This is a genomic window from Curtobacterium sp. PhB78 (genome assembly GCF_003751685.1).
Classification (GTDB): Bacteria; Actinomycetota; Actinomycetes; order Actinomycetales; family Microbacteriaceae; genus Curtobacterium.
On sequence record NZ_RKIA01000002.1, the window covers coordinates 84,601 to 105,488 of the forward strand.

Annotated in this window: 21 protein-coding genes; 8 read left to right on the plus strand and 13 right to left on the minus strand. The window is 71.6% G+C overall.

What is annotated here, in order from left to right; genetic code table 11:
* Positions 1-8 precede the first annotated feature (8 nt).
* A complete protein-coding gene (locus tag EDF53_RS04200; RefSeq protein ID WP_123292416.1) occupies positions 9-845 on the minus strand; it encodes a DUF429 domain-containing protein in 837 nt (278 codons plus the stop codon).
* A 32-nt stretch (positions 846-877) separates the two neighbouring features.
* Between EDF53_RS04200 and ligD the strand changes: the two genes are divergently transcribed.
* On the plus strand, positions 878-1,897 hold the full coding sequence (gene ligD / locus EDF53_RS04205) for a non-homologous end-joining DNA ligase (RefSeq protein ID WP_123292417.1): 1,020 nt from the start codon (positions 878-880) through the stop codon (positions 1,895-1,897).
* Positions 1,898-1,917: 20 nt separating this feature from the next.
* Here ligD and EDF53_RS19215 read toward each other — a convergent pair whose 3' ends face one another.
* The 3 genes from EDF53_RS19215 to EDF53_RS04210 all read right to left on the minus strand — a co-directional run bounded on the left by EDF53_RS19215 (position 1,918) and on the right by EDF53_RS04210 (position 3,401).
* Complete coding sequence (locus EDF53_RS19215) at positions 1,918-2,061, minus strand: hypothetical protein (RefSeq protein WP_159573682.1); 144 nt, start codon at positions 2,059-2,061, stop codon at positions 1,918-1,920.
* Entirely contained in the window at positions 2,058-2,219 is a 162-nt protein-coding gene (locus tag EDF53_RS19220) for a hypothetical protein (protein ID WP_185020941.1), read from the minus strand. The genes EDF53_RS19215 and EDF53_RS19220 overlap by 4 nt, the downstream gene beginning before the upstream one ends.
* A gap of 138 nt (positions 2,220-2,357) precedes the next feature.
* Positions 2,358-3,401 (minus strand): ATP-dependent DNA ligase, encoded by a 1,044-nt coding sequence (locus EDF53_RS04210; RefSeq protein ID WP_123292418.1) that lies wholly within the window; start codon positions 3,399-3,401, stop codon positions 2,358-2,360.
* 169 nt (positions 3,402-3,570) lie between these two features.
* Between EDF53_RS04210 and EDF53_RS04215 the strand changes: the two genes are divergently transcribed.
* Positions 3,571-4,614 carry an MBL fold metallo-hydrolase gene (locus tag EDF53_RS04215; protein WP_185020942.1) on the plus strand — a complete coding sequence of 348 codons (1,044 nt, stop codon included), beginning with the start codon at positions 3,571-3,573 and terminating at the stop codon, positions 4,612-4,614.
* A 17-nt stretch (positions 4,615-4,631) separates the two neighbouring features.
* Here EDF53_RS04215 and EDF53_RS04220 read toward each other — a convergent pair whose 3' ends face one another.
* The 3 genes from EDF53_RS04220 to EDF53_RS04230 all read right to left on the minus strand — a co-directional run bounded on the left by EDF53_RS04220 (position 4,632) and on the right by EDF53_RS04230 (position 8,167).
* Positions 4,632-5,264, minus strand: coding sequence for an FMN-dependent NADH-azoreductase (locus tag EDF53_RS04220; RefSeq protein WP_123292822.1), 633 nt, complete (start codon positions 5,262-5,264; stop codon positions 4,632-4,634).
* A 160-nt stretch (positions 5,265-5,424) separates the two neighbouring features.
* Complete coding sequence (locus EDF53_RS04225; RefSeq protein ID WP_123292420.1) at positions 5,425-7,026, minus strand: putative Ig domain-containing protein; 1,602 nt, start codon at positions 7,024-7,026, stop codon at positions 5,425-5,427.
* Positions 7,027-7,264: 238 nt separating this feature from the next.
* Positions 7,265-8,167: a LysR substrate-binding domain-containing protein gene (locus EDF53_RS04230; protein WP_111086860.1), complete on the minus strand. Its 903-nt coding sequence runs from the start codon at positions 8,165-8,167 to the stop codon at positions 7,265-7,267.
* A 105-nt stretch (positions 8,168-8,272) separates the two neighbouring features.
* On the opposite strand from EDF53_RS04230, the gene EDF53_RS04235 reads away from it, so the two are divergent.
* The 3 genes from EDF53_RS04235 (at position 8,273) to EDF53_RS19225 (ending at position 12,624) form a co-directional block, all read left to right on the plus strand.
* Positions 8,273-11,731, plus strand: coding sequence for a bifunctional proline dehydrogenase/L-glutamate gamma-semialdehyde dehydrogenase (locus tag EDF53_RS04235; RefSeq protein ID WP_123292421.1), 3,459 nt, complete (start codon positions 8,273-8,275; stop codon positions 11,729-11,731).
* A 245-nt stretch (positions 11,732-11,976) separates the two neighbouring features.
* Positions 11,977-12,417, plus strand: coding sequence for a VOC family protein (locus EDF53_RS04240; protein ID WP_123292422.1), 441 nt, complete (start codon positions 11,977-11,979; stop codon positions 12,415-12,417).
* A gap of 57 nt (positions 12,418-12,474) precedes the next feature.
* The gene (locus tag EDF53_RS19225) at positions 12,475-12,624 is read left to right on the plus strand and encodes a hypothetical protein (RefSeq protein WP_159574076.1); all 150 of its coding nucleotides are present in this window, start codon (positions 12,475-12,477) and stop codon (positions 12,622-12,624) included.
* Between the two features lie 172 nt (positions 12,625-12,796).
* On the opposite strand, the gene EDF53_RS04245 is transcribed toward EDF53_RS19225, so the two are convergent.
* Entirely contained in the window at positions 12,797-13,240 is a 444-nt protein-coding gene (locus tag EDF53_RS04245) for a thioesterase family protein (RefSeq protein WP_123292423.1), read from the minus strand.
* Complete coding sequence (locus EDF53_RS04250; RefSeq protein ID WP_123292424.1) at positions 13,237-13,845, minus strand: QsdR family transcriptional regulator; 609 nt, start codon at positions 13,843-13,845, stop codon at positions 13,237-13,239. Before EDF53_RS04250 ends, EDF53_RS04245 begins: the two co-directional genes overlap by 4 nt.
* A gap of 47 nt (positions 13,846-13,892) precedes the next feature.
* Between EDF53_RS04250 and EDF53_RS04255 the strand changes: the two genes are divergently transcribed.
* Positions 13,893-15,086, plus strand: a complete 1,194-nt coding sequence (locus tag EDF53_RS04255) for an acyl-CoA dehydrogenase family protein (RefSeq protein WP_123292425.1) — start codon at positions 13,893-13,895, stop codon at positions 15,084-15,086.
* Between the two features lie 16 nt (positions 15,087-15,102).
* On the opposite strand, the gene EDF53_RS04260 is transcribed toward EDF53_RS04255, so the two are convergent.
* Both EDF53_RS04260 and EDF53_RS04265 read right to left on the minus strand, forming a co-directional pair.
* Complete coding sequence (locus EDF53_RS04260; RefSeq protein ID WP_123292426.1) at positions 15,103-17,163, minus strand: alpha/beta fold hydrolase; 2,061 nt, start codon at positions 17,161-17,163, stop codon at positions 15,103-15,105.
* Positions 17,160-18,056 carry a patatin-like phospholipase family protein gene (locus EDF53_RS04265; protein ID WP_123292427.1) on the minus strand — a complete coding sequence of 299 codons (897 nt, stop codon included), beginning with the start codon at positions 18,054-18,056 and terminating at the stop codon, positions 17,160-17,162. Before EDF53_RS04265 ends, EDF53_RS04260 begins: the two co-directional genes overlap by 4 nt.
* Before the next feature lie 113 nt (positions 18,057-18,169).
* Here EDF53_RS04265 and EDF53_RS04270 point away from each other — a divergent pair, with 113 nt between their 5' ends.
* A complete protein-coding gene (locus tag EDF53_RS04270; protein ID WP_123292428.1) occupies positions 18,170-18,985 on the plus strand; it encodes a hypothetical protein in 816 nt (271 codons plus the stop codon).
* Between the two features lie 41 nt (positions 18,986-19,026).
* Complete coding sequence (locus tag EDF53_RS04275; protein ID WP_123312988.1) at positions 19,027-19,212, plus strand: hypothetical protein; 186 nt, start codon at positions 19,027-19,029, stop codon at positions 19,210-19,212.
* A gap of 70 nt (positions 19,213-19,282) precedes the next feature.
* Here EDF53_RS04275 and EDF53_RS04280 read toward each other — a convergent pair whose 3' ends face one another.
* Together EDF53_RS04280 and EDF53_RS04285 are read right to left on the minus strand one after the other, a co-directional pair.
* On the minus strand, positions 19,283-20,314 hold the full coding sequence (locus EDF53_RS04280; protein ID WP_123292430.1) for an NADPH:quinone reductase: 1,032 nt from the start codon (positions 20,312-20,314) through the stop codon (positions 19,283-19,285).
* 141 nt (positions 20,315-20,455) lie between these two features.
* Complete coding sequence (locus EDF53_RS04285) at positions 20,456-20,818, minus strand: helix-turn-helix domain-containing protein (RefSeq protein WP_111086871.1); 363 nt, start codon at positions 20,816-20,818, stop codon at positions 20,456-20,458.
* Between the last annotated feature and the right edge of the window lie 70 nt (positions 20,819-20,888).

A 20,888-nucleotide genomic window follows, 5' to 3' on the forward strand; every position in this document is an offset into this window, starting at 1 on the left:
GGTCAACCCTAGCCGCGCGTGCCCCGCTGCGACGGGCGCGCGGGCGCCACCACGACCGGCCGGCGGCCCGCCTCGTCCACCGGGTCGGACGGGAGGCCCACATCGCCTCCCAGGATCTGCACGCGCTGGTCGCCGTGCCGCTCCCAGAACGCCGCCGTCCAGGCGCACAGGGCACCGTCGAGCAGGTCCTCGCGGTGCTTGTGCGTCGGACCGTGCAGCACCGACGGGTCGGCGAGCCCCGCAGTCAGCGGATGCGAGTCGAGCTGCAACGGCGGGTCGAGCGGGGTCTCGCGCAGGCGCCGGACGAGCTCGTCGAACGCCTCGGCGCGGCGTGCCCGGGCCTCGGCTGCCGGCACCCTGAGGTCCAGGCGCTTGTACCGGGGCCGCTCGACGTCGTACCCGAGCTCCTCCACGCCGACCAGGGTCGTGTACGGGTAGCACTCGAACATCGCCGGCCCGGTCCTGGCGTGCATGGATGCCGTGTCGGACACGTACTCGACGCCCAGTGCGGTGAGCCGGTCGAGCAGGCTGGCGCCGGCGCTCGCCGCGGAGGCCTGGTTCGTCGGGTTCGCCGCCACCTTCCACCGGCCGTAGCGCTGCCCGACCTGCCGTTCGGATTCGCGGATGCCGGTTGGGTTCGTCACGACGAGCGAGGCGTCGACGGCGATGAGCGACCGCGGTCCGAGGTGGTCCCTGATCCAGGTCGTGGCGTCGTCGACCCCGCGGGCCCATCCGGCGTCGGTGATCGTGCCATCGGGCTCCATCGCGACCAGTCCGGTCTCGTTGGGCGCGCGGCTCGCGGTGCCGAGTCCCCACGCCAGGTCCACTCCGAGGTACGCGCTCACCCGTCCATCGTGCACCGAGTACCTTCCGGGGCATGGCGAGCGAAGCGACGACGGTGCGGGTGCCCGGTCCGGACGGGGACCGCGAGGTCCGGATCAGCAGCCCCTCCCGCGTGCTCTGGCCGGAGGCCGGGATCACCAAGGCCGACCTCGCCGAGTACCTGGTGACGGTGGGCGACGCCTTCGTCCGCGCGAACGGCGACCGACCGATCTCGCTGCAGCGGTTCCCCGGCGGCGTCGACGGCGAGCAGTTCTTCTCGAAGAACCCGCCCAAGGGTGCCCCCGATTACGTGCGGTCCGTCACGGTGACGTACCCGAGCGGCCGGAAGCACCCGCAGCTCGTCATCGACGAGCCGGCCGTCGCGGTGTGGGCCGCGCAGATGAACACCGTGGTCTTCCACCCGTGGGCCTCGCGCGCCGAGGACAGCGACCACCCGGACCAGCTCCGCATCGACCTCGACCCGCAGCCCGGCACGGACTTCTCCGACACGGTGCCCGTGGCGCAGGAACTCCGGAAGGTCCTGGGCGAAGCGGGTCTGACGGCATGGATCAAGTCGAGCGGCAACCGCGGTCTGCACGTCTTCGCCCCGATCGCCCCCGAGCACGAGTTCCTCGACGTCCGGCACGCCGTGATCGCCGCCGCCCGAGAACTCGAACGGCGGATGCCCGACCGGGTCACGACGGCGTGGTGGAAGGAGGAACGAGGCCAGCGGGTCTTCGTCGACTTCAACCAGGCGAACCGCGACCGCACGATGGCGGGCGCCTACAGCCCACGGGCTCTCGCGCACGCCTCGGTGTCGACGCCGATCACGTGGGACGAGCTGCCGACGGCGGACCCGACGGCGTTCACGATCCGGACCGTCCCCGAGCGCCTGGCGACGATCGGCGACCCGTGGCAGGCGATGCACGACGAGCCGGCGAGCATCGCGCCGTTGCTGGCGTGGTGGGAGCGCGACCTGGAGAACGGCGAGGGTGAACTGCCGTTCCCGCCAGACTTCCCGAAGATGCCGGGCGAGCCGCCGCGCGTGCAACCGTCCCGAGCGAAGAAGTCCTGACCCGTAGCCAGCGGGGACCGTCAGACGGCGGGCAGCGTGTCCGTCGAGCGGTCGGGGTCGTCGACGCGGGACGTCTGCATCGGCAGTCCGACGCTCGCGGTGTGCAGACGGGTCAGGCGCGACCAGGTACCGCGGTGCGCGTCGCTGATGCCGTCGACGATCACGAGCCCAGGCCGATCGTGACGAGTGCGAGCGCGGTGGCGGTCACGCCGGCGATGGCGCTGATGACCGCACTGAGCTGCAGGGTGCGGTGGCGGCGTGCCTCGCGCACCTCGGTGAAGGGGTTCCGCTGCGAGTGGCGGACAAGCGTGCTGGTGCTCATGTCGATCCGCTTTCGGTCCTGGGGCTCCCGGGATGGGTGCCTCGTGCTGCTGGTCTCCATCGTGGCAGCGTTTCGCTAGTTCGGCTAACTACTTTCCTGCGATCACCGGCAAGACGACGAAAAACGGACAACCACGCGTCAGGACAGGACATCCCGCAGGTCGTACGCCGACGGCACCTCGAGCTGGTCGAACCCGCACGACTCCGCGTCGCGGTCCGGACGCCACCGTTCGAACTGCACCGTGTGCCGGAACCGGTCGCCCTCCATCTGGTCGTAACGGACCTCGAGCACGACCTCCGGCGTCAGCCGGACGAACGACGTGTCGCGACCCGACGAGAAACGCGACCGTTCCCCGTCACCGGTGACGGGCCTCCCGTCCGCATCGCGGAGCACGACCGGCTCGAGCTCGTCGACCAGGGCGAGCCGGCGCTTGTCGGAGAAGGCTGAGACGCCGCCGACCTGGCGGAGCTCACCGTCGTCGCCGTACAGCCCGACGAGCAGCGACCCGACGCCCGAGCCGCTCTTGTGCACGCGGTACCCGATCGCGACGACGTCGGCCGTCCGGTGGTGCTTGATCTTGAGCATGGTCCGCTTGCCCGGTTCGTACGGCTTGGCCCGGCGCTTGGCGACCACGCCGTCGAGTCCGGCGCCCTCGAAGGTGGTGAGCCACTCGCGTGCCTGGTCGACGTCGAGTGTGGTGCGCGTGACGAACAGTGGGTCGGACATGCCGCTCGCGAGCTGTTCCAGCCGGTCACGTCGCTCGTCGAACGGCAGGTCGACCAGCTCGTCGCCGTCCGCCGCGAGCAGGTCGAACGCGACGAACTGCGCGGGCGTCTCGGCACTGAGCTTCGCGATCCGCGAGGCCGCCGGGTGGATGCGCTGCGACAGCGCCTCCCAGTCGAGGCGCTCGGCTCCGGGCTCGCCGGAGCGCAGGATCACCTCGCCGTCGAGCACCACCGGGTGGTCGCAGCCGCCGAACTGCGCGCGGAAGGCCTCGACGAGTTCGGGGAAGTAGCGCGTGAGCGGCTTCGCCCCGCGGCTGCCGATCTCGACGTCGTCGCCGTCGATCGTCACGATGCCGCGGAAGCCGTCCCACTTCGGTTCGTACCGCAGGCCACCGGTCACGCTGTCGGGTTCCGGGACGTCGGCGACGGCCTTGGCCAGCATCGGTGCGATCTCCATGCGTCGTGTCTACTCGGGCGCCGGTGGGCAGCGCTGCGCGGCGCTGCGGGCTTCGTGAGCAGGAATGGTCGGGTCCGGCGCGACGACTCGACATCTTCTGCTCACGAAGTGCGGCCGGGAGGCCCGGATCACCCGGGGCAGGTCGGCTCGCGTCAGTACTGTGGTGCGGGTGACGACCGTGCCCCCGTCGGCAGCGCCGGCTCCGGAACCGATCAGCCCCGTGCAGGCCGCCGCGCTCCGCGACGGCGTCCTGCCGCCCGTCGAACAGGTCCGGCCGGGGATCTGGACCTTCGCGGTGCCGTTCCGGTTCGGGGTGCCCGATGCGACCCTGGTCTACGTGGTGGAGGGGTCGGACGGATCCCTCGCGCTGATCGATCCCGGGTGGTCGGCCGACGGCGGGCTCGACGAGGTCCGCGCCGCCCTGTCGGCGATCGGCCGGTCGCTCGACGACGTGTCCCTCATAGCCGTGACGCACCTGCACGCCGACCACCTCGGTGCCGCCGCCGCGATCCGCCGAGCGACCGGTGCGCGGGTCGCGATGCACGGGCTCGAGGTCGACGCGCTGGAGCGCGAGCGCACCGACGCGGTGCGGAACGACGCCGACATCGCCACGTGGGGCCTGCCTCCCGGGCTGCACGACGGCGTCGTCGCGGCCTGGGGGAGCGGGCGACGGATCGGACTCGGGCGGAGCGAGGCGCCGTACGCCGACCTGCTGCTGGCCGACGGCGACGTGCTGCCGATCCCGGGGCGCACCATCCGGACGCTCTGGACGCCCGGGCACACCGCCGGGCACGTGTGCTTCGTCGACGAGCCGGACGGGCTGCTGTTCACCGGTGACCACGTGCTGCCGCGGATCAACTCCGGGATCGGCCTCGGTGGTCGGACCGCCACGAACCCGCTCGGCGACTACCTGGCGTCGCTCGGCCGACTCGACGTGCACGCCGGGCTCGAGGTCTGCCCGGGCCACGAGTACCGGTTCGCCGACGTCGTCGCCCGCGCGCAGACGTTGGCTCGACACCGCGAGGAGCGGTCACGGCACGTCGCCGAGGCGCTCGACCTGCTCGACCTGCCCACGCTGTTCGAGGTCGCCGCCCGCGTGCCGTTCAGCGGCGGGATCGAGTCGATGACCGGGTTCCTGCTCGCGAGTGCGCTGACGCAGACGGCGTTCCACGCCGAGCTGCTCGGCCGGTCCGGCGAGGTCCGCCCCGCCTGACCGCTCGCGTCCTGACGTCAGCCGAGCGTGGTGGCCAGGCGCTCGACCGTCGTCTTCGCGTCGGCGAGCTCGGCGGACGCGTGCTCGGCGAGCGGGGCGAGGTCGGGCAGCCGGTCGGCCAGGGTCGCACTGACCGTGATCGGGTAGAGCTTCATGCCGAGCGCCGTGCCGAGGATGAGGTGCAGGACCGGCGAGCCGTGGTCCCAGTCCTCGGTCGGGGTGCCGGCGTCGTAGGTCGCACCGCGGCTGACCACGGTCACGACCGGACGGCCGGCCAGGGGCTGCACGTCGCCCGCCAGGACCCCGGGGATGTGGATGCGGTCGATCCAGGCCTTGAGCGTCGACGGCACCGTGTAGTTGTACAGCGGCGACCCGACGACCACGACGTCGGCGGCGAGGAGTTCGTCGATGACCTCCTGGCGCAGGGCCTCGGCCTCGGGAGCGACGGTCTCGTCCGCGGTGCGGTCCGCTGCCGCCCAGTGCAGCGCCGAGGTCTCGAGGTGCGGGAGCTGGTCGACGTGCAGGTCGCGGCGGACCACCGTGTACTCCGGTCCGCGTGCGCGCCAGGCATCGGCGAACGCGGCGGTCAGCGCGCGCGAACGGGAGTGGGAGAGGTCGGCCGAGGAGTCGATGTGCAGCAGCGTGGGCATGGTGCCCACGCTACCGACGGTGGGACGGAAACGGCCCCGCCGCCCCGGGGAGGGGACAGGCGGGGCCGAGCCGGGCCTCCCGTCCGTCACGCGGGCACGCGACGGACGGGAGACGACGGGGGACCGTCAGCGCTGGTCGTACGTCAGCGCTGGTCGTCCGTCAGCGCTGTGCGCGGCGACGGCGCAGGGTGCGGGCGCCGATCAGGCCGGCACCGGCGACGAGCAGGCCGAGGGCCCAGGGCAGGGCGCCGGTGGCGTCCGAACCCGTGTAGGCGAGCTGGCCGCCACGGTTCGTCGGGGTGACCGGTGCGGCTGCGACCGGGGTCGTCGGGGTGACGACGGTGGCGGCGGTCGGCTGGACCTCGACGGGGAACGACGTGCTGAACGCGCCAGCGGCGACGGTCAGGTTGTGCGTCGAGGCGTGCGGGAACGTGACGTTCACGAGCCCGAAGTCACCGAAGTCGGGGTCTGGAGCGATCACGTCACTGGCGATGTCGGACGTGACGGTCGGCAGCAGGACCGGAGCGTCCTCGTCGACGTCGACGATCGGGTTGCCGTAGCGGTCGGCGAGACCACCAGCGACGACGAGCGTGCCGCCCTGCTTGATGGTCGGGCGACCGCCCTCGATGAACTCTTCGGGGCTCAGGGTGATGACGCTGCCGTCGGGCGCGATGATCCAGGTCGTCCGGTCGTCGCTGTCGTCGTCGTCGAACAGGCCCGCGCGGTCGGTCGTGTAGACCAGGATGCCGGCCGGGGCGCCGGCCTCGACGTTCAGCGCGACGTACTGCGTCACCGATGCGGTGCCGCTGGTCGCGGTGACGGCGAAGTCCCACTCGGAGACCCACGTCGTGACGCCGCTCAGCTCACCGGTCGACGCGTCGAAGGTCAGGCCGTCCGGCAGCTGATCGGAGGGGAAGTAGCCCTCTTCCTCGTTCTCCGCGGCGTTCTCGGCGTCGTACGACTCGAACCAGTCGAGCTTGTACGTCGGCTCGGGCGAACCCTGCGCACGGAACGTGTACGAGAACGCGTCGCCGGCGGCGGTGCTCAGAGCGAGCGGGTGGTCGGCGTCGGCGCCGGCCTTCGTGGGCTTGCCGTCGGTGCCGAGGAACGCGGGGTCCTGCGCGACCGGGGCGGTCGCCTCGGACGTCACCGAGGTCGTCTCGGTCGCGCCGGGCAGCGTGCCGGTCACCGTGACGGTGATCGTCTTGCGCACGTCGGTGGGGTCGATGCGGTAGGTCGCGGTCTTCGACAGGACGTTGCGGTCCTGGTCAGCCCACACGTACTTGTACGAGGAGTCCTCGTCGAAGCCGGTGACGACGGCGCTCAGGAGGGTGCCGACCTTGGCCGCACCGTCGATGGTGACGGTCGCGTCGGCGGCCTTCGCGGTGACGTCCGGGGTCGGCGTCGCGGTCGGAGCCGGGGTCTCGGCGGCGGGAGCCGTCGTCGCGGGAGCGGTCGGCTCGTCGGCCGGGGTGGTCGCGTCGTCGCTCGGGGTGGGGAGCGGGGTCTCCTCGGCGGGTGCCGGGGCCGGGGTCTCCGTGGTCTCGTCTGCGGGGACCGACGGCTCGTCGGTCGGTGTGGGCGTCTCCGTCGCGACGGGGGCCGTGGTCTCGTTCGAGGTGACGGGCTGCGTCGAGTCGGTCGGCTCGACGGCGCTGGCAGCGGTTGCCGACATGATGCCGAGACCGGTGGTCAGACCGACGAGTGCGACGGTGGTGCCGACGGCGCAAGCGCGACGAACGGCGGAGGTGCTGCGGTGCACGGGTTCCCCCCATGTTCAGGTCCGGCTGGGTGGCCGGATCGTAAGAATCTGCCGAGAGTTTCGGCCTGCTCGGATCGTAGTGCGGCTGCGTGGCCGTTCAGGCGTCGGTGACCGGAATGTGACCATGGTTGGGGGTCCGTGCGGCAACCCGCGTCGGACGGGAGGCCCGTGGCGGATCCGCCACGGGCCTCCCGTCCGTCATCCGGTGCGGTCCACCGCGTCAGGCGCGTCAGGCAGATCAGTCGCCGACGGCCGCCGCGGCACGTTCGAGGGCGGCGCGCAGCGCACGGACCGCGGGCGAGGACGCCCCGGCGGCGCGCACGACGGTGAAGATCGTCCGGCGGGGCTGCTCGGGCAGTTCGAGCAACCGGCAAGTCGTCGTGCGTCCGGTCCACATCAGGTCCGGCATCAGGCTGACCGCGTTGCCGGACTCGACCAGTCGGATCTGGGTCTGCAGGTCGGCGGTCTCGTAGCGGACGTCCGGCTCGAAGCCCCAGCGTCGGCACACCTGCTCCGCGAAGTGTCGCGACGCCGTCCCGCGGGGTTCCATCACCCACGGCAGGGCCTCGGCGTCCTCGAGGCTTGAAACCGGCAGCAGCGCCGTGTCGAGCGGCGGCAGCGCCAGGCGGACCGCATCGGTGGTCAGGTCCGAGCGGTCGAGCCCGGACAGGTGCGGGGCGGCGTGCGCCGGGTACTGCTCGGCGATGACCATGTCGAAGTCCCGCGCCCACGTCTCGTTCAGGGCGGTCTCCGGCTCGCGCTGCACCATCTCGACCCGGACGTCGGGGTGCTCGGTGGCCATCTCGTGCAGGGCGTTGGGCATCAGCGCGAGGGCGGCGGACTGGAACACGGCGACGCGCACCCGCCCCTGGACCGACGGCAGGGTGTCCTCGACCTGCGCCTGGGCCTGCTCGAGCACGTCCTGCACGTGGCCGGCGGCGGCGACGAGCACCTCGGCCTGCGGGGTGAGCTGCAACCGTCGTCCGGCCTTGCGGAGGAGTTGCACGCCGGCCTCGCGTTCCAGGGCGCTGAGCTGCTGCGAGACCGCCGACGGCGTGAAGTTCATGGCCTCGGCGACGGCGGCGATGGTGCCGCGGATCGACAGCTCGCGGAGCAGGACCAGGCGGCGGACGTCGAGCATGGTCTGACGGTAGCGGGGTCGCGGCTGATTCGGTAGTGCAAGTGAACGGTACTCATCAGGAACGGTCGCTTCCGCTACCGTATCCCGGGCCTCCACACTGATCCCATGACGACCCTGCAGGAGCACCCCGCCACCGACCACGACGCGCTGGCGGACCAGTCCGTCGCACTCGTCCGACAGTGGCTGGCCGAGGCCGAGTCGTTCCCGGTGGACGGCTCCGCCAAGCAGCTCGCCGGGGTGCTCGCCGACCCCGCCGGTCTCGACTTCGCGGTCGGCTTCGTGGACGGCGTCGTCCGCCCGGAAGACCTCGCCGTCGCCGCGCGCAAGCTCCGGCAGATCGCGCCCGGTGCCCCCGGGTTCCTGCCCGCCGCGATGCGCGGACTCGTGCGCCTCGGTGGCGGCATGGCACCGGTGCTTCCGGGCGTCGTCGTGCCCATCGCTCGCCGAGTGCTGCGGGGCATGGTCGGCCACCTCATCGTCGACGCGACCGACTCGAAGCTCGGGCCCGCCATCGCCAAGATCAAGCGGGACGGCGTCCGGCTCAACGTGAACCTGCTCGGCGAGGCCGTGCTGGGCGAGCGCGAGGCCGCGCGCCGGCTCGAGGGCACGCACAAGCTCCTGGCACGCGACGACGTCGACTACGTGTCGATCAAGGTCTCGTCGACCGTGCACCCGCACTCGCCGTGGGCGTTCGACCACGCCGTCGACGACATCGTCGAGCAGCTCCGCCCGCTGTTCGAGCGCGCCGCGGCCTCGACCCCGGCGAAGTTCATCAACCTCGACATGGAGGAGTACAAGGACCTCGACCTGACGATCGCGGTCTTCACGAAGCTCCTCGACGAGCCTGCGTTCCTCGGGCTCGAAGCCGGCATCGTCCTGCAGGCGTACCTGCCCGACGCCCTCGCCGCGATGGAGCAGTTGCAGGAGTGGTCCGCCGCTCGCCGGGCCCGTGGTGGTGCCGGCATCAAGGTCCGCCTGGTCAAGGGCGCGAACCTGCCCATGGAGCAGGTCGAGGCCTCGGTGCACGGCTGGCCGCTCGCCACCTGGCACACCAAGCAGGACTCCGACACCAACTACAAGCGCGTGCTCGACTGGGCACTCACGCCGTCGCGCGTCGAGAACGTCCGCGTCGGCGTCGCCGGGCACAACCTGTTCGACGTCGCGCACGCGTGGCTGCTCGCCGGTGAGCGGGGCGTGCGGGACGGCATCGAGTTCGAGATGCTGCTCGGCATGGCGCAGGGCCAGGCGTCGGCAGTGAAGAACACGGTCGGTTCCCTCCTGCTCTACACGCCGGTCGTCCACCCCGGCGAGTTCGACGTCGCGATCGCGTACCTGATCCGCCGCCTCGAAGAAGGCGCCTCGCAGGACAACTTCATGTCCGCGGTCTTCTCGCTGGTGTCGTCGCCGCCGCTGTTCGCCCGCGAAGAAGAACGCTTCCGCGCCTCGCTCGTGCCGCTCGCCACACCCGAGGGCCTCGCCGCTCCCGCGTCCCACCGCGTCGCCGACCGCTACGCGGCCGTTGGGCGCCCCGGACCCGGCCGGTTCGAGAACACGCCGGACAGCGACCCGTCGGTCGCGTCGGTGCGCCAGTGGGGGTCGGCGATCACGGACCGGATCGCGTCGTCGACGCTCGGCGTCCGCGCCGTCCAGGAGGCCCGGGTCGACTCCGCCGCGTCGCTCGACTCGGCGCTCGCTCGCGTCCAGGCCGCCGGTGCGGTCTGGGGGACCTGGTCCGGTGCCGCTCGTGGCGCGGTGCTGCACGCCGTCGGCGACGCACTCGAGGCGAACCGCGCAGCACTCATCGAGGTCATGGCCGCGGAGACCGGCAAGACCATCGACCAGGCCGACCCCGAGGTGTCCGAAGCGATCGACTTCGCACACTTCTACGGCTCGCTCGCGTCGCAGCTCGACGACCTCGACGGTGCGACCTTCACCCCGGCCACGCTGACCCTCGTCGCGCCGCCGTGGAACTTCCCGGTCGCGATCCCCGCCGGCTCGACCCTGGCCGCACTCGCTGCCGGGTCCGCCGTCGTCCTCAAGCCGGCGCCGCCCGCCGAGCGCTCCGGAGCCGTCCTCGCCTCGATCATCGAGACCGCGCTCGACGCCCACGGGGCCCCGGCCGACGTGCTCGCGTTCCTGCAGGTGTCCGAGAACGAGCTCGGCCAGCAGCTCATCGCCTCGCCGATGGTCGACCAGGTGATCCTCACCGGTGCCTACGAGACCGCCGAGCTGTTCCGCTCGTTCCGCTCTGACCTGCCGCTGCTCGCCGAGACCTCGGGCAAGAACGCCGTGATCGTCACCCCGTCGTCGGACCTCGACCTCGCGGTGAAGGACGTCGTCGCCTCGGCCTTCGGGCACGCCGGCCAGAAGTGCTCGGCCGCGTCGCTCGTGGTGATGGTCGGCTCGGTCGCGAAGTCGAAGCGCTTCCGTAACCAGCTCCTCGACGCCGTGTCCTCGCTCACCGTCGGCTCGCCGACCGACCCCACCACCCAGATGGGCCCGATCATCGAGCCGGCCTCGGGCAAGCTGCTCGCCGGCTTGACGACGCTCGGTGCGGGGGAGACCTGGGCCGTCGAGCCGAAGCAGCTCGACGAGACCGGCAAGCTCTGGAGCCCCGGTGTCCGCCAGGGCGTCCGCCGCGGCTCGGAGTTTCACCGCACCGAGTACTTCGGCCCGATCCTCGGCATGATGACCGCCGACACCCTCGACGAAGCGATCGACATCGTCAACGAGGTCGACTACGGCCTGACCTCGGGCCTGCACTCGCTCGACCCGGCCGAGATCGGTACCTGGCTCGGGCGGATCCAGGCGGGCAACCTCTACGTCAACCGCGGCATCACGGGCGCCATCGTCCGCCGGCAGCCGTTCGGTGGCTGGAAGAAGTCGGCCGTCGGCGCGGGTACGAAGGCCGGCGGGCTGAACTACCTGCTCGGGCTCGGGTCGTGGGCGCCGGCGCTGTCGACTGCTGCGTCCGTTCCTTCCGCTCCGGTCAGCGCCTTCGTTCGTGCGACCGGGGTCACCTCGCCGGTGCTCGACCGGTCGCTGGCGTCGGACGAGCAGGCCTGGTCGACGCTGTTCGGCACCGCGACCGACGTCTCGGCCCTGAGCGCCGAGCGGAACATCGCGCGGTACCTGCCGTTCCCGTCGGTGCTGGTGCGCCTGGCTTCTGGTGACGAGGATGCTGTTCCTGACCTCGTCCGCGTCGTCGCGGCTGCGCTCCGGGCCGGCACGACGATCGAGGTGTCGGCGGTCGCGGCACTGCCGTCGTCCGTCGCCGCGGCGATCCGATCGTTGCCCAACGTGCGCTCCGTGTCGCAGTCGGTCTCCGACGAGTCCTTCGCGTCGTCGATCGGGGCGGGTCCGTCGACCCGTGTCCGCCTCATCGGCGGCGACACCTCGGCGCTGTACTCGGCGATCGGTGGGCGTCCCGACGTCGCGGTGTACGGCGGCCCGGTGACCGAAGCCGGTCGGCTCGAGATCCTGCCGTTCGTCCGCGAGCAAGCGGTCTCGATCACGGCGCACCGCTTCGGCACGCCGAACCACCTGACCGACGAGCTCATCTGATCGACCGCGGCGCTGGCGTTCGGGTCCAGCGCCGCTTGCACAACCAAAGTGCCCCCGAACTGCGGCGAACCGTGGTTCGGGGGCACTTTGGTTGTGCGACGCGCGGAACGCCGTCCAGCGCCGCTGTCCGGTCGCCGCACGGTGTCGGGTGCTTCGGAGGGGCAGAGCGTTGCCTCGGGTGCGCGTCGCAACCACGGCGCGCACCCGACAGCCCTGCGTCGGGTCGAACCCGGAGGAGTTCCACCATGACCGAACCGTTCGCACGCCCGACCGCCCTCGCCCACGTCCGCGTCACCGTGACCGACATCCACCGCAGCAAGGCGTTCTACCAGCAGCTGCTCGGCACCGACCCGGCGATCGACTTCAGCGACCAGGTCGACGAGCCCGGCGTTCGCGAGGACCGTGAGCGCTTCTACGGCGGCTCCGTGTTCCGGCTCGGCGACCAGGTCTTCGGTCTGCGCCCGGTCGCTCCGGCGGGGCAGACGTTCGACCCGGACACCGTCGGGCTCGACCACGTGAGCTTCGTCGTGGGGTCGGTCGACGAGCTGCACCAGGCGGCTGCACGCCTCGACGCCGCGGGGGTCGAGCACGGCGAGGTCACCGACCTCGGCGACGCCGGCATGGTGATCCTGTCCGTGCAGGACCCCGACGACATCAACCTCGAGCTCGCTGCCCTCAAGTCCTGAGCAGTCCTGAGCAGTCCTCGGGCCGCGGGCTAGCATGGGGTGACGAGAGGGGACGTCATGCGCTTCATTCAAGCCATCGGCCGGGGGATCGGCTTCGTGTTGTCGACGGCGGCGAAGGTGCTCGGGACTCTGAACGGCGCAAAGCCCGCGGGTGACGACCTCGCTGTGCGGCTGAACCAGCCCCGTCGCGACGACTACCGCCCCTGACCTTCTCGCTGCGCCAGCCCCCGGAGCCCGGTCCCGATCCGGCCTGCACAACCAAAGTGTCCTCGATCCACGCGATTGCGCGGTTCGAGGGCACTTTGGTTGTGCGCCGGGGTGGGCAGGGTCAGCGCCCGAGCGGCGGCGCCGCGTCGGTGTCGGGCGACGGCGCGCAGCGTCAGTCGGCGACGGCGGGCTCCTGCGCGACCATCGTGCCGGTCACGAGCGCGCGCAGCGACTCCGGCAGGGGGATCGGTCGGCGGGCACCCTCGCGGTCGATGATGACGTGCGCGAACTCGCCGGTGGCGAGCAGCGCGCCGTCGGACTGCCGGAACAGGCCGAACTCCCACGACAGGCTCGTGTTCCCGAGGTGCTTGGAGCGCATCCCGACCTCGATGACGTCCGGCCACACGGCGGACTCGACGAAGCGGCAGCTCGACGACACCAGCACCGCGATCCACTCCGACGTGAAGGGGTCGAGACCCGCTTCCTCGCGGAACCAGTACGTCGACGCGTTGTCCATCGCCGAGTAGTAGATCGTGTTGTTGACGTGCCCGAACATGTCGTTGTCGTTCCACCGTGTGGGGTAGAGGCGGCGGAACGGGTACTCGTCGATGGTCATCGGTCTCCGATCGGAGGTGCGGGTGTGGCGTGATCGGCGGCGGGGCGCAGCACGTACTCGAACGCGGCGCGTGCCCGGACGGGGTCGGGGGCCTCACCGGAGATGAACTCAGCGTAGGTGAACGACTCTGAGATCCGGACGAGCAGCCGGGCGAGCTCCTCGGCGGACAACGGGGCCGGATCGAACTCGCCGGACGACTGCTCCTCGACCACGAGCGCGGTGACCCGTTCGACGAACCGGCTCTGCACGTCACTCTCCGAGGTGGTCAGCAGGCGCATCGCCCGCGCGGGCTCGCGGGTCAGGAAGGCGCGGAAGTAGGTGGCCTCGATGAGGTCGGCGGTGAACCGGTCGAGCACGTCGACGATGCGCGCCGCTCCGGACGACCCGATCGTGTCGGCAGCACGGGACGCCCGGTCGAGCGTCGGGACTGCGAGGGACCACAGGATCTCGGACAGCAACCGGTCACGGTTGCCCACCCACCGGAACAGCGACGTACGGTCCACGCCGAGTGCGGCAGCCAACGCGCCCATGTCGATCCGCGAGCCGTCGATGAACGTGTGGCGGGCCTCCCGGAAGGCGCGCAGCGCAGAATCCGATGTGTACACGCGGTCCTCCCTTGCAACGTTTTCGAGAATGATGCATCGTTGGTTCCATGTCAACGCTGACGCCCACGACGGGCCTCCTCGAATCGGACTTCTACGGCTTCCAACAGCAGCTGACCGAGCCGGAGCGCGCGTCGATCGGGCGGCTCCGCGAGTACCTCGAGCGCGAGGTCGCGCCCATCGCCGACGGGTACTGGGCACGCGCCGAGTTCCCGATGCAGGTGATCGCCCCGCTCGCCGAGCTCGGGATGTACGGGCCGGGGATCCCGCTCGTGCGCCAGTTCGAGAACTCGGCCGTCTACCGCGGGTGGGCTGCGCTCGAGCTCGGACGCGTCGACGCCAGCGTCGCGACGTTCATCGGCGTGCAGTCGGGTCTGGCGATGAACTCGATCGCCGTCGCCGGCAGCGAAGAACAGCAGCGCGAGTGGCTGCCGCGCATGGCGGCCGGCGAGCTCATCGGGGCGTTCGGCCTGACCGAACCGCTGTCCGGCAGCGACTCCGCCCGTGGCCTGCGCACCACCGCCCGCCGCGACGGCGACACGTGGGTGCTCGACGGTGAGAAGCGCTGGATCGGCAACGCCACCTTCGCCGACGTCGTCGTCATCTGGGCGAAGGACGTCGCGGACGAACAGGTGAAGGGCTTCCTGGTCACCACGGACACCCCCGGCTTCACCGCCACGAAGATCGAGGACAAGATCGCGCTGCGTGGGGTGCAGAACGCCGACATCGTCATGCAGGGGGTGCGTGTGCCGGAATCGCGTCGGCTCCAGCGCGCCGACTCGTTCCGGTCGACGGCCGAGGTGCTCCGCCTGACCCGCACCGAGGTGGCCTGGCAGGCCGTCGGCATCGCGGTCGGCGCCTACGAAGCAGCGCTCGCGTACGCCCGCGAGCGGATCCAGTTCGGCAAGCCCATCGCCGCGCACCAGCTCGTGCAGGACCTGCTCGTGAAGTCGTTGTCGAACATCACGGCCTCGATCGCGCTCTGCACGCAGGCCTCGGCCATGCAGGACGCCGGCGTCGGGGGCGACGAGCACTCCGCCCTGGCGAAGGCGTTCGCGACCGCGAAGATGCGCGAGACCGTGGGCTGGTGTCGCGAGGTGCAGGGCGGCAACGGCATCGTGCTCGACAAGGGTGTCGCCCGGTTCTTCGCGGACGCCGAGGCGATCTACTCGTACGAGGGCACGCGCGAGGTGAACACGCTCATCGTCGGTCGGGCGATCACCGGGCAGGCCGCGTTCGTCTAGCAGCCCGCCCGGCGCGCTACCCGAGCAGCTCCGGCCGCTCCCACTCCTCGCCGAGCACGTGCTGCCCGAGGAACGCGATCACCGTCTCGTACCAGACCACGGCGTGCTGCGGCGAGAGCACCCAGTGGTTCTCGTCCGGGAAGTACAAGAACCGGTGCGGCATCGTGCCGTCGTCGGCCGCGTGGTGCTCGGCGAGCTCGGACCACAGTCGCAGCCCCTCGCCGATCGGCACCCGGTAGTCCTTGTCGCCGTGGACCACGAGCATCGGTGACGTGATGTCCGCCACGAACCGGTGCGGGTCGTTGGCCTCGATGCCGGCGGCGTCGAAGATCGACGACCAGTACTGCGACGAGTCCGTGGTGCCGTTGAACTGGTCGAGCGCCCACAGGCTCGCGTGCGTGACGATCGCGCGGAAGCGGTCGGTGTGCCCGGCGACCCAGTTCGCCATGTAGCCGCCGAACGAGCCGCCCATCGCCGCCGTGCGGGTCTCGTCGATGTCCGCTCGGGCCTCGACCACGTCCGTGATCGCCAGCAGGTCGGTGTACGGCGCCTGCCCCCACGCGTTCCACCCACGGTTCACGAAGTCGAGCCCGTAGCCGGTCGACAGTGCCGGGTCCGGCAGCAGCACGGCGTACCCGCGCGCCGCCAGGAGCATCGGGTTCCACCGCCACGACCACTGGTTCCACGAGTTGAGCGGTCCGCCGTGGATCCAGAGCAGCAGCGGGTGCGGCCCGTCACCCTCCGGCACGACCAGCCAGCCGCGCACGCGCGCGCCGTCGGCCGCGGTCGTCTCGACCTCTTCCAGGTGCGCGGGGACCTCGGGCAGGGGCGCAGGCGTCGCGAGCGGGGTCACCTCGCCGTCCGTCGCGATCCGCACGGGGTGCAGCGGTGCCGCCCAGGAGGCCCGGAGCGCCACGACCGCGCCCGTCGCCTCCGCCACGCGCAGGCTCGAGTACGCCCAGTCGTCGTGGGTCAGCTGTTCGACGGCTGCGCCGTCGAGCGGGATGCGGAACACGGGTGCCCGGCCGTCCTGGTCGGCCACGGCGAGCAGCGCTCGGTCGCCGTGCTCGAACACGAGCTCGCTCGGCCAGCGGTCCCAGTCGGTGGCGATGCGGCGCGGGTCCGACCCGTCGATGCCGGCCGTCCAGACCTCTTGCTGGTTCGCACCGGCGGGGGTGGAGCGCACCGTCCGGACCCAGGCGATCGTGCGACCGTCGTGGCTCAGCGCGGGCATCTCGTGGTCGACGTCGGCGTCGTCGAACAGCACCGAGCGGTGGCCGCTGGTGCAGTCGATCGTGACGAGCGTCGAGCGGTCCCCACGGGCCTCCCGGACACCCACGGCTGCCAACAGGACGGAACCATCGGGCGTGAGTGCCCCGGCGACGTGGTCCAGCGACCGGCCGGGAGCCGGCGTGCGGTCGGTGAGGCGGGGGAGCGCGGTTGCGTCCTCGGCGTGGTCTTCGGTCTGGCCTTCGGCCAGGTCGAGCGTGAGGATGTGGGTCTGGGCCGGCCCGAGGTCGTGGTCCCAGTACCGCACCGGGTACGTCTCGTGCAGGATCGCGCGGACCTTCTTGTCCGTGCGGGCCTTCCGGAGCTGGGCGTCGGCGTCGACCACGGTGGCCGGGTCGGTACCGGCGCCGGGCAGCAGGTCGGCGGTGAGCGCGACGGTGTCGGCGGCCGCAGCGGTCGCGAGCACGCCGCCGACCCCGCCGGTGAGCCGCGTGAGGGGGCGGGCCTCACCACCGGCCGCAGGCAGGACCCAGAGCTGCGCGGCCTCGACGTCGGTGGCATCGGCGTCGGGTCGGGCGGAGACGAAGAGCAGGTCGCCGGTGCGGGTGAAGGCGATGCCGCCCTCGCCCTTGGCGGAACGGGTGAGGCGGACCGGGCGTGCGGTGGGTCCGGCCGCGTCGCCGGTCGGGGCCGCGGGCACCTGCCAGATCGAGCGCCGGTACCCGGTGCGGTCCTGGTCGAGCGCACTGACCGTCAGGGCGACGCGCTCACCGTCCGGGCTGATCGCGATCCCGTCGACCCGGGGGAGCGCGGTGTACTGGTCGAGGTCGGAGAACGGCGTCGTCATGCGACCACGCTCACCAGGTCATCGGCCCAGAAGGCGGCGATCTGCTCGGCGATCGCCGTGCCCTGGGCGCGGCCGGCCTCGGCCGAGGGAGCCTGGGTGGCCAGCGAGAGCGAGTTCGTGCCGAAGGCTTCCTGCGCGGCGCTGTCCGCCACGACGACCTCGACCGAGCTGCCGCCGGCGCGGAGCGACTCGACCGCGACGTCGAGCCACGGGCCGACCGGCGACGGACCCTCGGGACCGCAGGCGATCACGAGCACGCGTTCGTGACCGGCAGCGGCGTCGGCGTTCGTGCCGGAGCGGACCCCGCCGTCGACGTACGGTCGGCCCTCGATGCCGACGGGTGACCACACGAAGGGCACGGAGCAGCTCGCGGCGACCGCGAGGGGGAGCGGGACGCCGTCGGCCGCGGTCAGCAGTCGGAACGTGCCGTCGGTGGCGTCGACCGCGGTGATCGCGAGCGGCTTCGCCGGCCAGTCGGTGGACGGCAGGGTCTCGGTGAAGGTCGCCACGCGCTCGTCGTCGGACTGTCCGCCGGTGACCTGCTGGGCGGCGAGGCCGAGGCGGGCGCGGGCGTCCTGCTCACCGGTCGCGCCCTCGAGTGCGGCACCGATCCGCTGCTGGACGGCGTCGGTGTCGATGGCCGGCGGCTCGACGTAGGTCGTCGGCGCGGGCGTGTGCTGCTGGTCGTACGCCTGCTGCACGGCGCCGTTCCGGACGAAGGCCCCGACGACGCTGCCGGCGCTCGTGCCGACGACCAGGTCCGCGGCATCGAGGTCGACGCCGGCGTCCTGCAGGGCGGTGAGGACGCCGACCTCCCAGGCGATGCCGGCGACACCTCCGCCCCCCAGGACGAGGGCTCTGGATCCGGGAACGGGCGTGCTGGCATCGGTCATGGGTCTTGCTTACCAGCTGCGTGCGACGGGCCGGTGGAGCCCGACGGATCCTGTGGAGAACCGACCTGTGGACAACTCCGTCTGCGTCGGTGGCGTGACCTAGCGTCGTGGTCATGGGGCAACAGCGTTCAGGACGGGTCGGCACGGTCGGGTGGCCGATCGTGGTGGCGGCCGCGCCCACTGCGGCGTTCCAGCTGCCGAACCTGTTCGTCACCCCGGCGGTGCGACTGTCGCTCGTCGTGTTCGGGCTCGTCGTGCTGGCCGGTGCCGTGGCGGTGCAGGTGGTCCGGACCCGACGCAGCGACGCTGCGCGGGCGGTGGCTGAGGAGAACGCGACCGGGGCCGGACTCGAACAGTCGACAGCGGTCCGGTACGCGTTCGGCCAGATCGCCACCCGGCTCGTCCGGTTCACCGAACTGCCCCGTTCCGAGCGCCACGGCGAACTCTCCGTCGTCGCCGACCGGGTCGCCGTGGCCCTGGCGTTCTACCTGCTGCCGAAGGTGCCCGACGTCCGGGCAAACGTGTACCAGCTGTCCACCGATCTGCGTGCGCTCGAGCCGATCGGTCACGGGGGTGCCGGCGACACCGCCGGGGTCTTCCGCGCGGGCACGCCCTACGGCGACCGCAACCTCGAGTGGGTGCTGGTCGGGGGATCACCCCGGATCGTCGGCGACCGCTCGGCCGACGTCGACGTCGACGTCGACCAGGACGTGCCGGGCTTCGAACCGCGCTACTCGTCGTACGTCTCGGTGGTGATCCGGTCCGACCAGTACTCGTTCGGCATGCTCACCGTCGACTCCCCGGTCCCCGACGCCTTCACCGAACTCGACGCCAAGAACATCGCGATGATGGCGTCGTTCATGGCCGTGGCGTTCTCGTTGACCTACTCGTTCCCCGAGCGCGACCGCAATCCAAGGAAAGGCCCGTGATGCTCAAACGCTCTGTCGGACGCTCGACGTACGATGCCCTCATGACGACCGTGAACCCTGCTCCGCCGTCGTTCGGGCGTGCCCGGATCTCATCGCCGAACTGGAACGACACCACCACCGACGCCGACTACGAAGACCTCGACGTCATCGCCGCCAACATCGAGCGCGAGCGCGAAGCAGCCCGGATCCGGGTCGCCGCAGCCATCGCCGCGCGCCTGGGTCGCTGACCCTTCCCGCATCGTCCACCACGAACGGCTCCCACGGGTGTGGGAGCCGTTCGTCGTCTGGGCATCGGGGCTACTGTGCCTGGGGCACGTCGATCAGCACCTTGCCGACGGTGTCCTGCTCGACGGCGTCGTGCGCGTCCGCGGTGCGGGCGAGGTTGAAACGGGTGAGCGGCAGACCCGCGTCCGCGCCGACCGGCAGCACGCCGTCGTGCAGCGCCTCGGTGACGTCCTCGGCTGCTGCGGCCAGGGCCTCTTCGCCGATCGTGTAGAGCAGCAGGAACTGGTAGCGCGCGTTCACGCTCATGTTCGGGCGGATCGGCAGCGTGGCCTCGTCGCCGCCGTTGTTCGCGTAGATCGACACGACGCCGTGGTTCGCGAGGACGTCGGCGACCAGCTCGGCGTTCTGGGGGATCGACACCTCGACGACGATGTCGACGCCGTCCCGCGCGATCTCGCGGATGCGAGCCGCGGCGTCGTCCTGCCGGTAGTTCACGACGTGGTGAGCACCCGCCGCGGTGGCGAGTGCGGCCTTGTCGTCCGAGCTGATCGTCGTGATCACCGTCGCGCCGGCCCAACGGGCGAGCTGGATCGCCGCGTGCCCCACCGCTCCGGCACCACCGGCGACGAGCACCGTGACGCCGTCGAGCGCACCGGGGCCGAGCCGTGCGGGGCCGTCCTCGTGCGTCGTGAGGGCGCGGTGCGCGGTCATCGCCGGGACACCGAGCGAAGCACCGATGTCGAAGCTCGTCTCGTCGGGCAGGCGGACCGCTCGGCTCTCCGGCACGACGGTGTACTCCTGTGCAGTTCCGGTCGGGCGCGAGGCGGCGGCCATGAAGAGCCACACGCGGTCACCGACGGCGAGGTCCTCGACACCCGGGCCGACCGCGTCGACGACACCGGCGCCGTCCTGGTTCGGGGTGATCTCGGGGAAGGGCAGTCCGTCGCCGTAGGTACCGCCCGCCCGGGCCTTCCAGTCCGTCGGGTTCACGCCGGAGACGACGACGCGGACGCGGACCTCGCCGGCGCCGGGTTCGGGGACGTCCCGCTCGACGAGTTCGAGGACGCTGCTGTCACCGGGCTTCGTGTAGACGATCGATCGCATGCCCCCAGGCAACCACTCGCCGCCGTCGGGGATTCCGAGTGTGCGCGTGGCGGCACTTCGTGAGCACAAATGGTCGGGTGCGTTCGGCGGACCCGACCATTTCTGCTCACGAAGCGCCCCCCGCCCGCCCGCCCGCGCCAGTCAGCGCGCGTCGTACTCCACGCGCGACACCGCGACGTCGTCCATGTGCGACGTCGCCCACGCCTCGAGCGGCTCGAGCACCCGGCGGAGCGACCGCCCGCGATCGGTGAGTTCGTACTCGACGTGCGGCGGGATCTCGGGGAAGACCGTGCGGGTGACGAGCCCGTCCCGCTCGAGCGCCCGGAGGGTCTGCGTGAGCATCTTCTGCGACACGCCCTGCACCCGGTTCGCGATCGCCGAGTACCGTTGCGGCCCGTCGGCGAGGGTGCCGATCGTCAGCACACTCCACCGGTCGCCGATGCGGTCGAGCAGCTGTCGGCTGGGGCAGTCCGCCGCGTAGGGGCTGTACTCGAGTGCTGACATCTGGCCTGGCCTCCGTGGCGAACGAGCTCCGTTACGCACCGTGAGGTGCCTACTTACTCAAAGAGAGTAA

Excerpts from the sequence above, each read along its gene's own strand:
- EDF53_RS19220 (WP_185020941.1), bottom strand. The coding sequence starts at position 2,219 with ATGAGCACCAGCACGCTTGTCCGCCACTCGCAGCGGAACCCCTTCACC.
- EDF53_RS04230 (WP_111086860.1), bottom strand. The coding sequence starts at position 8,167 with ATGCTCGACGTCCGCCGCCTGGTCCTGCTCCGCGAGCTGTCGATCCGC.
- EDF53_RS04255 (WP_123292425.1), top strand. The coding sequence starts at position 13,893 with ATGTCAACGCTGACGCCCACGACGGGCCTCCTCGAATCGGACTTCTAC.
- EDF53_RS04220 (WP_123292822.1), bottom strand. The coding sequence starts at position 5,264 with ATGCCCACGCTGCTGCACATCGACTCCTCGGCCGACCTCTCCCACTCC.
- EDF53_RS04275 (WP_123312988.1), top strand. The coding sequence starts at position 19,027 with ATGACGACCGTGAACCCTGCTCCGCCGTCGTTCGGGCGTGCCCGGATC.
- EDF53_RS04210 (WP_123292418.1), bottom strand. The coding sequence starts at position 3,401 with ATGGAGATCGCACCGATGCTGGCCAAGGCCGTCGCCGACGTCCCGGAA.
- ligD (WP_123292417.1), top strand. The coding sequence starts at position 878 with ATGGCGAGCGAAGCGACGACGGTGCGGGTGCCCGGTCCGGACGGGGAC.
- EDF53_RS04245 (WP_123292423.1), bottom strand. The coding sequence starts at position 13,240 with ATGACCATCGACGAGTACCCGTTCCGCCGCCTCTACCCCACACGGTGG.
- EDF53_RS04240 (WP_123292422.1), top strand. The coding sequence starts at position 11,977 with ATGACCGAACCGTTCGCACGCCCGACCGCCCTCGCCCACGTCCGCGTC.
- EDF53_RS04280 (WP_123292430.1), bottom strand. The coding sequence starts at position 20,314 with ATGCGATCGATCGTCTACACGAAGCCCGGTGACAGCAGCGTCCTCGAA.
- EDF53_RS04270 (WP_123292428.1), top strand. The coding sequence starts at position 18,170 with ATGGGGCAACAGCGTTCAGGACGGGTCGGCACGGTCGGGTGGCCGATC.
- EDF53_RS04235 (WP_123292421.1), top strand. The coding sequence starts at position 8,273 with ATGACGACCCTGCAGGAGCACCCCGCCACCGACCACGACGCGCTGGCG.
- EDF53_RS19225 (WP_159574076.1), top strand. The coding sequence starts at position 12,475 with ATGCGCTTCATTCAAGCCATCGGCCGGGGGATCGGCTTCGTGTTGTCG.
- EDF53_RS04265 (WP_123292427.1), bottom strand. The coding sequence starts at position 18,056 with ATGACCGATGCCAGCACGCCCGTTCCCGGATCCAGAGCCCTCGTCCTG.
- EDF53_RS04285 (WP_111086871.1), bottom strand. The coding sequence starts at position 20,818 with ATGTCAGCACTCGAGTACAGCCCCTACGCGGCGGACTGCCCCAGCCGA.
- EDF53_RS04260 (WP_123292426.1), bottom strand. The coding sequence starts at position 17,163 with ATGACGACGCCGTTCTCCGACCTCGACCAGTACACCGCGCTCCCCCGG.